This window comes from Lysinibacillus contaminans (genome assembly GCF_001278945.1).
In the GTDB taxonomy this organism is placed as follows: Bacteria; Bacillota; Bacilli; order Bacillales_A; family Planococcaceae; genus Lysinibacillus; species Lysinibacillus contaminans.
The window spans coordinates 134,601-148,227 of record NZ_LGRV01000007.1; the positions used below are offsets into that span (position 1 = coordinate 134,601).

At 38.8% G+C, this 13,627-nt stretch carries 10 protein-coding genes; 7 read left to right on the forward strand and 3 right to left on the reverse strand.

Going from position 1 to position 13,627, the window contains the following annotated elements; all coding sequences use genetic code 11:
- Positions 1-53: 53 nt before the first annotated feature.
- Positions 54-854, reverse strand: a complete 801-nt coding sequence (locus tag AEA09_RS16925) for a TIGR00266 family protein (protein ID WP_053585129.1) — start codon at positions 852-854, stop codon at positions 54-56.
- A 163-nt stretch (positions 855-1,017) separates the two neighbouring features.
- Between AEA09_RS16925 and AEA09_RS16930 the strand changes: the two genes are divergently transcribed.
- The 4 genes from AEA09_RS16930 to AEA09_RS16945 all read left to right on the forward strand — a co-directional run bounded on the left by AEA09_RS16930 (position 1,018) and on the right by AEA09_RS16945 (position 7,117).
- The gene (locus AEA09_RS16930; protein ID WP_053585130.1) at positions 1,018-2,496 is read left to right on the forward strand and encodes an aldehyde dehydrogenase family protein; all 1,479 of its coding nucleotides are present in this window, start codon (positions 1,018-1,020) and stop codon (positions 2,494-2,496) included.
- Between the two features lie 26 nt (positions 2,497-2,522).
- Positions 2,523-3,695, forward strand: a complete 1,173-nt coding sequence (locus AEA09_RS16935) for a saccharopine dehydrogenase family protein (RefSeq protein WP_053585131.1) — start codon at positions 2,523-2,525, stop codon at positions 3,693-3,695.
- Positions 3,696-3,704: 9 nt separating this feature from the next.
- Entirely contained in the window at positions 3,705-4,898 is a 1,194-nt protein-coding gene (locus tag AEA09_RS16940) for an acyl-CoA dehydrogenase family protein (RefSeq protein WP_053585132.1), read from the forward strand.
- 116 nt (positions 4,899-5,014) lie between these two features.
- Positions 5,015-7,117 (forward strand): beta-propeller domain-containing protein, encoded by a 2,103-nt coding sequence (locus AEA09_RS16945; protein WP_053585133.1) that lies wholly within the window; start codon positions 5,015-5,017, stop codon positions 7,115-7,117.
- Positions 7,118-7,193: 76 nt separating this feature from the next.
- On the opposite strand, the gene AEA09_RS16950 is transcribed toward AEA09_RS16945, so the two are convergent.
- Positions 7,194-8,591: a polysaccharide deacetylase family protein gene (locus AEA09_RS16950; RefSeq protein WP_053585134.1), complete on the reverse strand. Its 1,398-nt coding sequence runs from the start codon at positions 8,589-8,591 to the stop codon at positions 7,194-7,196.
- Between the two features lie 519 nt (positions 8,592-9,110).
- Between AEA09_RS16950 and AEA09_RS16955 the strand changes: the two genes are divergently transcribed.
- Both AEA09_RS16955 and AEA09_RS16960 read left to right on the forward strand, forming a co-directional pair.
- Positions 9,111-9,863, forward strand: coding sequence for a threonine/serine exporter family protein (locus tag AEA09_RS16955; RefSeq protein ID WP_053585135.1), 753 nt, complete (start codon positions 9,111-9,113; stop codon positions 9,861-9,863).
- Between the two features lie 12 nt (positions 9,864-9,875).
- Positions 9,876-10,349 (forward strand): threonine/serine exporter family protein, encoded by a 474-nt coding sequence (locus tag AEA09_RS16960; RefSeq protein WP_053585136.1) that lies wholly within the window; start codon positions 9,876-9,878, stop codon positions 10,347-10,349.
- Positions 10,350-10,493: 144 nt separating this feature from the next.
- Here the strand turns inward: AEA09_RS16960 and AEA09_RS16965 are convergent, their stop codons facing one another.
- Positions 10,494-12,515 carry a bifunctional diguanylate cyclase/phosphodiesterase gene (locus tag AEA09_RS16965; RefSeq protein ID WP_053585137.1) on the reverse strand — a complete coding sequence of 674 codons (2,022 nt, stop codon included), beginning with the start codon at positions 12,513-12,515 and terminating at the stop codon, positions 10,494-10,496.
- A 187-nt stretch (positions 12,516-12,702) separates the two neighbouring features.
- On the opposite strand from AEA09_RS16965, the gene AEA09_RS16970 reads away from it, so the two are divergent.
- Complete coding sequence (locus AEA09_RS16970; protein ID WP_053585138.1) at positions 12,703-13,596, forward strand: DMT family transporter; 894 nt, start codon at positions 12,703-12,705, stop codon at positions 13,594-13,596.
- Positions 13,597-13,627 lie beyond the last annotated feature (31 nt).

Sequence of the window (13,627 nt, forward strand, 5' to 3'; positions counted from 1 at the left end):
AAAGCATCTGCTACAAAAGTATGTTTTAACTCTTTTGACACAATGCCATGTTTTTATTTATTGAATATATCAAATAAGCCGCCGATACCGCCTTCTCCTGAAGATTTACCGCCACCGCCTTGTGAAACCGGGGCAGCTGCAAAGACACGGCTCGCTAAACGACTGAATGGTAATGATTGAATCCAAACAGTACCTGGTCCGCGTAGTGTTGCTAAGAAAATACCTTCACCACCGAATAAGGCTGTTTTTACGCCACCTACAGCTTCGATATTATAGTCTACGTCTGATGTCATCGCCACTAAGCAACCAGTATCGACGCGTAGCACTTCGCCGTGTTGTAACGTTTTTCTATGAATCGTTCCGCCAGCATGGACAAAAGCAAGCCCATCACCTTCAAGTTTCTGCATGATGAAGCCTTCACCACCGAAGAAACCTACGCCGATTTTACGTTGAAACTCTATGCCGACAGAAACCCCTTTTGCTGCTGCTAAAAAAGCATCCTTTTGACAAATGATTTTACCCTTATATTGACTTAGATCCATTGGAATAATTTTACCCGGATATGGTGATGCAAAATATACATGGCGTTTGCCTGTACCTACGTTTGTAAAGGTCGTCATAAATAAGCTCTCGCCTGTAATTACACGTTTCCCAGCACCAATTAATTTCCCCATAAGGCCACTTTGTGAACTACCTTTAGAGCCATCACCGAAGATTGTTTCCATCTGAATGTTATCATCCATCATCATTAATGCTCCGGCCTCTGCCACAACAGTTTCCTGTGGATCAAGCTCAACTTGTACGTATTGCATGTCATCGCCAAATAGTTTGTAGTCAATTTCGTGGTTATTCATATTGTTATTCCTCCAATAATATTTTTATAGTACCTGTATACGATTATACAGCATATTAGTTTCACTATATATTCCGATATTTTAGAAAAAAAGGGAATAAGATAGAGAATGTCGAATATTAAAAACTAGAATGTGTATTATTTTATTTTCGGGGGTGGTTGTGTTGGATATTAAAAATTATATTAACGGTGAATGGGTAGAGCATTCAAATTTACAAAATATAGTAGTGACAAACCCTGCAAATGGAGAGCAATTAGCAACGATTCCGTTATCAACAGCTGATGATGTGGGAAAAGCTGTTGCTGCAGCAAAAAAAGCACAAAAAAGTTGGGCACTTGTTCCGGCTCCAAAACGTGCAGATTATTTATATGCAATCGGTCAAAAAATGAAAGAAAAGAAAGAGTATTTGGCGACGGTTTTAACAAAAGAGATGGGTAAAGTACTTGAAGAAGCAAGAGGGGAAGTACAAGAAGGGATAGATATGGCCTATTATATGGCAGGAGAAGGGCGTAGGTTGTTTGGGGAAACAACACCGTCTGAACTAGCCAATAAATTTGCCATGAGTGTACGGACACCTGTGGGCGTGGTAGCGCTACTGACACCGTGGAATTTTCCGGTAGCTATTGCAACGTGGAAGTCATTCCCTGCAATGGTGGCAGGGAACACATTTATTTGGAAGCCCTCTAACGAAACACCAATGATGGCTTTTGAAATGGGGAAAATTTTTGAAGAGGTGAATTTGCCAGCAGGTGTTGCTAACATCGTCTATGGCACAGGTCCAACAGTTGGGACGGCGTTAATCGAGCACCCTGATGTGAAAGTTATTTCGTTTACTGGCTCGACGACGACAGGTAGTAAGGTTGCGGAACTAGGTGGCAAGCATTTAAAGAAAATTTCACTAGAAATGGGCGGGAAAAATGCTGTGATTGTGATGGATGATGCCGATTTACAGCTTGCAACGGAAGGTATTTTATGGAGTGCGTTCGGTACAGCCGGTCAACGTTGTACGGCATGTAGTCGCGTCATTGTGCATAAAGATGTGAGAGAAGAGTTAGAAAATCGTCTACTTGAAGCAATGAAAGATTTAACGATTGGCGATGGCTTAGATGAAAGCGTCAAAATCGGACCAGTCATTAGTAAAGCTGCTTTGGAAAAGATTAATCATTACGTACAAATTGGTAAACAAGAAGGAGCAAAAATACTTTCAGGGGGAAGAATTTTAAGTGAGGCCCCTTATGATAAAGGATTTTTCTATGAGCCGACATTATTTACGAATGTGTTGCCGAATATGATAATTGCACAGGAAGAAATTTTCGGCCCAGTCGTGTCGCTTATCGAAGTCGCGAGCCTTGATGAAGCTATTGAAGTAAATAATGGAGTGAAGTTTGGCTTATCCAGTTCGATTTTTTCACAAAATGTGAATACGATTTTCCGCGCTCAACGTGATTTAGATACAGGGATTGTTTATGTGAATGCCGGCACAACAGGTGCAGAGATTCACTTGCCATTTGGTGGAACAAAGGGGACGGGGAATGGTCACCGCGATTCCGGGATTGCCGCACTTGATGTCTATACGGAGTGGAAAAGTATTTATGTAGATTTCAGCGGGAAATTACAAAGAGCACAAATAGATACAGAGTAACGGATCAATGAAAGGGGATGTTCATGATGAAAGTTGTTGTATTAGGTGCGGGTTTAATGGGGAAAGAAGTTGCACGTGATTTAGTGAAAAGTAACAATGTGGAGAAAGTACTTTTAGCAGATTTAGACGTGAAAACGGCGCAATCCTTTGTTGATACGTTAAATACCGATAAGGTAGAAGTGATAGAATTACACGCTGAAGTTGATGATTCACTGAAAGCTGTCATTAGTAAAGGTGATGTCGTGGTCAATGCATTATTTTATTCGTTCAATGAACGCGTAGCAAGAACTGCGATTGAGGTCGGTGTGCATTCCGTGGATTTAGGTGGTCATATTGGGGGAATAACAGAAACAATTCTAGGGCTACATGAAGAGGCGAAAGCAAATGGTGTCACGATTATTCCAGACTTAGGGGTAGCGCCGGGAATGGTCAATATTTTGGCAGGCTACGGTGCCACAAAATTAGATGTAGTTGAATCTATTAAACTATATGTAGGTGGCATTCCTACAGAACCCAAACCCCCGCTACACTATACACGTGTATTTTCATTGGAGGGCGTGTTTGACCATTATACGGAGCCTTCAAAAACCATTCAAAAAGGAAAGTTGGAGGAAGTCGAGTCATTATCAGGCATTGAGCCAATCTATTTTGATGATTTTGGTGTATTAGAGGCATTTTATACATCAGGTGGGATTTCAACTTTATATAAAACGTTCCCGAATGTGCGAGCGCTTGAATATAAAACGATTCGTTATAAAGGGCATGCTGAGAAATTTAAATTGTTAGCAGACCTTGGATTCTTAGATCCTAGCAATACAGTAGAAGTCGATAATCGGGAAGTAGCCGTACGCGCAGTTGTTCGAGAAGCATTGAAAAAGAAACTAGAGCTTGGTACAAAACCGGATGCAGTACTACTACGCGTTATTGTGGCGGGTGAAAAATCACAACAGCAAGTCACATATGAGTATGAAATGGTTGTACGAAAAGATATGACGATTAATGAAACAGCAATGGCTCGTGCAACAGCTAATACGATTTCTGTCGTTGCACAAATGATTGGTAATAGTGACATTACCAAACGTGGTGTATTTGCCCCTGAAACGATTGTGCCTGGAGATGCATATATTCGGGAAATGGCAAAACGTGGTGTCGTGATTAAGGAAACTTCACATAAATCAGCAATGATAGTGAAATGGTGAGGTGTCGTGATGAATTTTGAATTTACAACTGAGCAAGTGATGCTACGAAAAATAGTACGTCAGTTTGTGGATGATGAAATATTGCCTTATATTGCAAAGTGGGATGCAGAAGGAGGCTTTGATGCAGCACTATGGTCACAACTTGCTGAACTAGGATTAATGGGTGTTTGTGTACCAGAAAAATATGGTGGTAGCGGGATGGATTACAATGCGTTAGCTATTGTATGTGAAGAGTTAGAGCGAGGGGATACAGCTTTTCGAACGGCTGTATCTGTGCATACGGGTCTAAATAGTATGACATTAATGCAGTGGGGAACAGAGGCACAAAAAGAGCAATATTTAGTACCTCAGGCAAAAGGAGCGCAAATTGGAGCATTTGGTTTAACCGAGCCTGGTGCCGGTTCTGATGTTGCTGCTATGTCGACCACAGCTGTACGTGATGGTGATTGTTATGTATTAAATGGGCAAAAGACGTGGATCTCCTTATGTGATATAGCTGATAATTTCATTGTATTTGCCTATACCGATAAATCCAAAAAGCATCAAGGGATTAGCGCTTTTATCGTAGAGCGTTCTATGCCAGGTTTTACATCCAAGGCGATTAAAGGGAAGTACGGGATTCGTGCGGGGAATACCGGCGAATTGTTTTTCGAAGATGTGCGTGTCCCAGTAGAAAATCGATTAGGTGAAGAGGGAGAAGGCTTTAAAATTGCCATGTCAGCGCTCGATAACGGTCGTTTTACAGTAGCAGCTGGTGCAGTGGGTCTGATTCAGGCTTGCATGGAAGCGAGTGTGAAATATTGTCACGAGCGCGAAACGTTTGGTAAACCGATTGGGGAGCATCAATTGGTTGGGCAAATGATTGCGAAAATGGAAGCGGGCTATCAAATGAGCCGTTTGCTTGTCTACCGTGTGGGTGAGATGAAAAATAAAGGTGTGCGTAATACGAGGGAAACGTCTTTAGCGAAATGGCAAGCATGTGATTTTGCCAATAAGGCGGCGGATGATGCATTACAAATTCACGGTGCATATGGCTATTCAGATGATTATCCTTTAGCACGCTATTTGCGAAATTCAAAAGCACCTGTCATCTATGAAGGTACACGAGAAATTCATACGATTATGCAGGCTGATTATGTGCTTGGTAAACGTCAAGATAAGCCATTAGCGAAAATGTTACCGAAATGGCCATTTGAAGAATGATTGCGAGGGGAAACAAAGCCCTCGTTTTTTTATGTAAATTAATTTTCAGAAAAATGTAACTTTTACCCTTTTATTCAGTCTAATGGATAAATGAGAATGTATAGGGGGGAGAATTAATGAAAAAAAAGTGGTTAAGTATTGGAATAATTGCTGCACTTGCATTGTTACCCGTTTTATTATTTTTCATAGCGCCTAAATCAGAAGCAAAAGCAACGCATTCAGTGCTTGTAACACAAAATTGGCAAGCTCTTTTCTCAAAAGAATTAAGAACAAATAGTGTAAAGAGTGATGATGTCTATGTGACAAACAGCGAAGGAAGAAAAGTCGCATCAACGATATCATTGGATTCAGATAAAAAATCACTGATTGTTAGTGATTTAAAGCCAGGTAGCTATAAATTACATGTAAAAAAGCAGGCTTTTGTACAAAGTGGACTGAATACAAAAGCGCATATCCTAGATTTTAAGGTAATTGAAAAGCTTGAGGCAGTTACATCAAAAAATGAACTCCAGCAATATTTTGACGCGATCTTGGCACAAGAGAAAACTGAATCTCGCAGTTTTTTCGAAAATTTTGCTTCAGAAGATAAAGCAGACATGTCGCAAAGTACCGCTGGAGGAGAATCTACAACGAATAATCAGGTAGAGGGTGTTGAGGAAGGTGATATTGTCGTTGTCAAAAACGGCATCATTTACGCCGCGAAGGATACGGGCATTGATGTAATTGATGCTAATGATCCAAAAAACTTAAAATTAGCGACAACATTGAAGCTAACTGAAAATCGGTATATTTCAAAATTAGCCCTGTATGATCATCTGTTGATTGCCATTGGAGATGAGTATTTACCAAAAGAAGAAACAAGTATGACGATTGCATATTTTTACGATATTACAAATCCGAGTGATCCAAAGTATATAAGGAAAGTGGCACAGGAAGGTAACTTACAGGATGTTCGTGTGACGAATGATACACTCTATTTAATAGGTAATATGCAGCCAAATTATTGGATGCTTCGAGAGAATGAGGTCGTCGATTTACAACCTAGAACATATGATAGTAAGGTGAGCAATGCATATGTAAGCTTACCGCTGGATAAGATATCAATTTTACCAAATACGTTAGAAGGTACGTATAGTTTAATTACGGCTGTTGATTTGACGAACGGGGCAAAAACGTCTGCTAATACAAAAGGGTATTTAGGAGGCAGTAGTGGGCTTTATATGTCTGAAGAGGCACTGTATTTAACGTCACCTGTTTATGAAGCAAATGCATCAACAGGCTCAAATAATCGTTTGATGGATGCTGTATGGCTACCAAGAACTGTCGATACACAAGTATTTAAGTGGCAAGTAGATGGTACAACGATGAATTTTATGGGCACAACAGAATTAAAAGGTACTGTATTAAACCAATATTCGATGGATGAACACAATGGTAATTTCCGCATCGTCACTACTGAGGGGAATGTGTGGGATGAAAAAACTTTATCTCGCAACCACCTCTTTATTTTAGATAAGAACTTGCAACAGGTTGGTGCGGTGAAAGATTTAGCTCCAGGCGAAAAAGTATACTCGGCACGGTTTATGGGTGACAAGGCATACGTGGTAACATTTAAGGAAGTTGACCCGCTTTTTGTCATTGATGTAGCGGATCCGACAAAACCAACTGTCTTAGGGGAGTTGAAAATTCCTGGCTTTAGTAACTATTTGCATCCGCTTGATGAGACACATTTAATTGGAATTGGGTATGATACAGAGCAGCGTTATGATGAATACTCGAAGCGTAATTTTACAGTGACGACGAATATGAAAATGTCCTTATTTGATGTTTCGGATTTCCAAAATCCAAAAGAGCAATCAGCAGTGAAAATTGGGGGCAAAGGCTCTCATTCTGAAGTTCAATACAATCCGAAGGCTCTATTCCGTAATAGTACTTACAGTTATTTTGGCTTCCCAATTGTGTTATACAGTGCAGGCAAGGGTGATGATATTGTGTACCAGGGACAGGGAGCACAAATTTACGAAATCACTGTAGAAAATGGTATCGTCTTAAAAGGCAATTTAGTTGATAAGGGAGAGAATGAGCAATACGAGGACTGGGAGCATCTTGTACAGCGCGTGGTTTATGTAAATGATGCATTATATACAGTTGCGAGAAATGAAGTGAAGAGCTATCAACTAAGCGACTTCAAGCCGCTTGATACACTGACAATTAAGTAAGAAAAAGCGCATGCCTCCGATTTGGAGACATGCGCTTTTTTTATGGTTGATCATTAAACGGGTAATGATCTGTTAGTCACTGGCGATATTTCATAATTTCAGAGACTGTGACGAATTCATAGCCTTCTGATTGTAAATAAGCAAGAACGGCATCAAGACCATCTGCTGTTGATTGGTGAATGTCGTGCATTAACACAATCGCATTATTATGAAGATTATTTTGTACATATACTAGTAGTTGTTGAGCGTTACGATGCTTCCAGTCCATTGTATCAATTGACCATAAGACGACAGGCACAGGGATTTGGCCGTTAACACCATCATTTGTTGCGCCATAAGGAGGTCTGAAAACAGTAGGACCTTGACCAATCGCTTGCGTAATGGCACCAGCAGTCGAAGTATATTCCTTTGAAACTTGTTCAAGAGAGAGTTTTGTTAATACAGGATGATTCCATGTATGGTTCCCGACCTCATGGCCCCTAGCGAGCACATCTTTTGCGATATCAGGATAGTATTGAACACGACTGCCTAGCATAAAGAATGTTGCCTTTGCCTGATATTTATCGAGAATATCTAAAATTTGTCCTGTAACCTTTGGATGAGGGCCATCATCGAATGTTAATGCTATACGTTTTGCATTTGGATCATCAGCGTTTTGTTGCCCCGTCGTACCAGGGGGTTGCATTGGTTCCATGGCAATCTGGAACTCTGATGCAAGTAATGGATTGATTAAAGAAAGTGGGAGCTTTACAATGGGTGCACCTACTGTACCACTCGCAATTTCATATTCATCAAAGTATAAAGCGAGAGAATCTTCTAAAATAGCAAATCGTTCAAAGTTTTCCCATTTTGGCTCTGTTGCCGCAATAAGTTCTTTCTCTAAAAGTTGGCCCTTCAATTGTGGATTTTGTTGCAATTCAGAGCGAACATGTGCAGCCAATGTTGCTAGATTATTTTCATCGTTTTGTAATAATGTTTGTATATCGATAATCGCGCCAGTTTTGTTATTGAAGAAATAGGTTTTCGACGTAATTTCATGATTGGCACCACCTAAATACAACATTTTCGTTAATATAAACGAATAGTAATCTTCATTGTAAGGATAGGTTTCAAAGCTTATATTAAGTTCACCAGTAACTTCTTTATCTTTGATTTTTTTCATTGAGTTTAAATAATTTTCTTTTGAAGACGTTATGTACTGGGACATTTCATCATTGAAAGTTTCATTTTCAGTTTGTGGATAATTAATCGCAAAAGGTGTACGTTTATCATTTGACACATCTGTTACGATACGAATACCGGGGAATGCAGAACTTTCAGTAGAAAGATTGCTATCATCGGCACTGGTTTTTTGGAATTTAAAATCATCTTTTGATAGGATGATGAATAAGATAATGGATGTTAAAGAGATGATGAGGCCTATTAATAGTAAGTCAATTATTGGGCCGCGTCGTTTATTTCGTTGTTGCGTCATGGTGAATGCGTTCCCTCCTATGAAAAAAAGTATTCTATAAAATTAGACGTAAGAGACATTAAAAAAGTTATACATAATAACTGTAAAATTTTTTATTTATATCTTGAAACTGGATCAACGCCAAAACTAGCATACTAAAAATCAATATACTCTTTAGTCAAATGTCATTCCCGACTTTTGGTGATGAGCCTTTAAACTACCATAAAGGTACTTATGTTCATTAGGCATGCAGGCCCTAATACGCTTTTCTTATTGTTAAGGAATGATAAATTTTGTTACTGTGGTTAACCTAATGCAAAATTGTCATCTAGGCTAAAGTGTTACATCCTTGAGGTCTCAGTAAGTAATCTTGTGCGAAAGTGATGAAGCATTTACTTCGGACGATATTTCTCCAGCACTTGTCGGATGTGAACGAGTACTTTAGAGCATTTGTTTTTTTTGTGTGTGAATTTTATTGTTGAGTTTTTACTTTCTGTTCGATACTATTGGCAAGGAGCCCAAAGGAGGTAGGAACAAGCAATGATATTAAAAGAACAAGATAATGAATTTACGCTTGACTGCTTGTTGCTGGCAGGACGTATTATGATTGAAAGCGGTGCAGAAACGTATCGCGTTGAGGATACGATGCTTCGGATGGCCAGGTCACAAAATATGCCCGATGCACAATGTTATGCTACGCCAACCGGTATTATTTTTTCATTAGGAAAAACACAACCGACGAGAATCACTTCAATCTCAAAAAGAATTACAGATTTACAAAAAATTTCATTGGTAAATTCAGTATCTCGTAGACTCACATCTCACATAATAACATTAGAAGAGGCTTATGACGAGTTAAAGTCGATACAAAAAACAAATTATTTTTTACCGAATCACGTACAAATTCTAGCTGCTGCACTTGCAAGTGGTTGTTTTCTTATTTTATTTAAAGGGATTTGGTCGGATTTACCAATAACGCTCGTTGCTGGTGGACTTGGCTTTGCTATGTTGTTGTTGATGAACCATTTAACACGAGTAAAATTTTTCTCTGAATTCACCGCTTCTTTAACGATTGGCCTAGTAGCATATTTAGCGATTGGCTTTGGCTATGGTACCCAAATTGATAAGATTATAATTAGTTCTGTAATGCCACTTGTACCGGGTATTTTAATCACAAATGCGGTGCGTGATTTAATGGCAGGTCATTTAATGTCGGGGTTGTCAAAAGGGGCAGAGGGTTTCTTGACCGCTTTTGCAATTGGTGCAGGCATTGCTGTCATTCTATCATTTTAAAGGGGGGATTATATGGACTACATTATACAATTTGTTATTAGTTTTATTGCTACAGCCTGTTTTGGTATTATTTTCAACGTACCGCCGAAAACATTTTTCCATTGCGGATTAGTTGGGGCGATAGGTTGGACTGTTTATTATGTGTTAACCGAACATGGGCTGGATGTTGTGGAGGCGTCTTTTTTGGGGGCGTTTGTGATTGCAATTGTGGCTCATACGTATGCACGTCGCTTTAAAATGCCGATGTTAATTTTTAGTGTAGCAGGTATTATTCCACTTGTTCCGGGTGGGATGGCGTATAATGCGATGCGAAATGTTGTTGAGGATGATTATTTGCAAGGCTTACAGTATGGCTTAAAAGCATTCTTAATTACAGGGGCCATTGTTATGGGGCTTGTGTTTGCGGAAGTATTTGTGCAATTGGTATTCAGAGCGAAGCACGCAAGTAAAGAGAAAATACAAATGGTTAAAAAAAGTAAAAGCTAGTCACTTCAATGCTTCCTTCGAAGACATTAAGGTGGCTGGCTTTTTTGTTTACAAGATAAGAAAGTATAAGTTTTTAGTGATGTATAGGCATTCGCGCCGCACGCTCGAAGTTGCTTCGATCCCTCGGGCGCGAAAACGCTTTTCTTATTTTACTAGTAGTATTTCGATTTCTTCTGGTGTGACAGGTTTACTAATGTGATAACCTTGAATGGTGTCACAGCCGAAGCTTTTTAGTAAGTTAGCCTGTTCAGCAGTTTCAACACCTTCTGCAACCACATTTAGGTCCATTGATTTGCCTAATTGCACCATGCCGAGCATTAATTTTTGTGTTTTCTCAGATTTCATTAATGATCTAGTAAAGGTTTGATCAATTTTCAATGTATCAATCGGCAATATTTGCATATAACGGAATGAGCCGTAGCCTGTTCCGAAATCATCTAATACGAATACAATGCCTTCATTTTCGAGTTTACGCATTTGCTGTGTAATAAATGTTGCTGCCTCTGCTTCGAGCGCAAATTTCTCTGTAATCTCGATTTGTAGCAGGCTTGCAGGGCAGCCTGTTTTCGCTAATGTATCGAGCACAGCTTTAGCCATGTTTTTATCCCGGAACTCACGTACTGATGAGTTAATGCCGACCTTTAAATCAAAACCTGCTTTTTTCCAAATTAAAGCTTGCTCACAAGCTTTTTCAAGCATGAAGGAGCCGATGTTGTTAATGAGCCCTGTTTCTTCTGCAATTGGAATCAACTCATCTGGTGTAACAACGCCAATTACTTCGTCTTCCCAACGGACAAGTGCCTCAACTGCAGTGATTTTTCCAGATTCAATATTAACTTGGGGCTGATAGAGTACTTTTAAGTTTTTTTGGTCAAGTGCTTGTAGTAAACGTTTTTCAATTAAAGCTTTACGATTTAATGCTTTATGCGTAGCTTTTGATAATGAAACAATTTTATCGCCACCTGACTCACGAACGGAACTAATAGTCGCAATCGACGCCTTCATCAACTGTGAGAAAGTCGACTGGTCTTCAGGGAAGCGCGTGATACCACCACTGATAGAAATAGGCACAGCAACATTACTGTTATAAATCGGATGTTGCTGTAAATAAGCTAGGAAGCCTTGGATAAACCATTCACTTAATGGTGTAATAACAACAAAGTCATTTTCATTAATACGTGCCATCGTACTATCTTGGAAATACATTTTCATACGATTTGTAAATTCAGTAATGAGATTATGATCACTTGGATGGTCTTGCAATTCTTTTAATGTATAAAATTTATCGATGCTTAAGTAGACGAATGAGAAATGTTTTTGCTCATCAATCATTGTTGAAATAATATTCTCCAAACGGTGAGCATTCATTAAGCCTGTTTCTGTATCAATATAAGCAATTTTTTCGAGTTGATGTTGTATCGTTTTTGCTTTCGTAATATCCTTTTCGAGTAACATATACTGTTGTTCATTAGTCTTTGAATTGAATGTTGGAATGGCCGTTAACAGTACCCAATAAGGCTGTCCAGATTTGGAGATTTTTTCGACTTCACCTTGCCATGTAAGGCCGTGGCTAAGATTACGCCAAATGGTATTCGTAATTTTTTCACTAGCGCTATTATCCGGGAATAGTTGCCAAAATGTTTTCCCAATGACACGTTTTGGCGTCCATTGGCTGATTTTCAAGAAGTTTTGGTTGCATTCTACAATAAATCCATCTTGATCTAATAGTACTGTCATGAAAGTGGATTCTAAACCTTGTTGTAAGCCTTCTAGTGCATTATCCGTAGAAGTAGGCTTCATCAATAATTGTGGTAAAACAAACATGACTAAAATAAAGCATTCACCTTGCTCTGTAAATGGTTTTGCAAGAAGTGAAGTAGTGATTTCGTCATTTGTTTGAGTATACACTTGGATGTTTTCTATATAAGTATAGCTTTCATTTTGAACAATCTGCTCAAGCGTCTCTTGCGGAAGCATATGTAGTAGATTTTCAGTAATGAGTGGGGAAGCTTGCCCAATAATTTCAGATGCTGTAAAGCCAAATTGTTGTTCAGCGAATTTCCCCCATAGTGTTACATGTCCATTATTGTTCATTACCAATGCGGGGAATGGTAGTGAATTTAAATAATGTTCATCAATGTTGATCGAGTTTTGTATATGACTCATTATTTTTTGGTCTCCTTGAGTAATAAATATATACTATTATTATAGTGAATTATCGGGAATTAGTCATTATGAATATGATTATAATTATCTAATAGGAAAACGAAGTAGGTCTTTTCTATTTTGTTTTTAGAAATGTGTGGAATAAAAATGATAAATTTTGATACATAAATTAGGAAGTGGGATTTAGATGGAACGTTTAAAAGGATTAATTTTTATTATTTTCGGTTCGATGCTATGGGGAGCAACAGGGCCATTAATGGAATGGTTACTTGACCACACCGTGTTGACAGTTTCTTTTATGTTAACGGTTCGTCTGACTGTTGCAGGCGTATTGTTGCTCATGTATTTACTATTAACAGGGCAAGATATTTTCAGCATTTGGCGACAAAAAACATGGAGTAGACAGCTTCTTATTTTCGGTATTGCTGGGATGTTAGGCGTACAATATGCCTTTGTTGCGGCAATAAATGAGAGTAATGCAGTACTAGCTACTCTCTTGCAATTTTTGGCGCCAATTTTTGTTGTTGCTTATGTCTCACTTAGTTTAAGGAAATGGCCACCTAGATATCAAGTATTAGGTATTATTGGTACGTTAGTGGGGTTATTTTTATTACTAACGAACGCTTCTTTTGATGATTTGTTAGTTAGTCGTAAAGGATTATTATGGGGTGTAGCTGTAGGTTTAACATTTGCCTTTTACACCTTATACCCAGCACGCCTCATGAAAGAGTGGAGTGTTTTGCTCGTAGTTGGTTGGGGTATGCTAATAGGTGGTCTTACATTAGGTATTGTCAGTCGTATTTGGCAGTCAAATGAGTGGGTTGTCTTTACTAATCTCAAAATAACAGGTTTAATGATGGCGCTTATCTTTTTTGGGACGATTGCCTTTATATTATTTTTAAGTAGTATGAAATATATTAGTGCAGTTGAAGCGAGCATTTTATCGAGTGTTGAGCCGCTAACAGCAATGGTTATTTCAGTCATCGTTTTTAGTACTTCACTAGGCGTATGGCAATTGATAGGTGTGTTCGTTATGCTTATTTGTGTAACCTGGCTTTCTGTAGCAGGAGAAAAAGCATAAAAATTTTACATAGTGGATTTTTTCGCCTGTT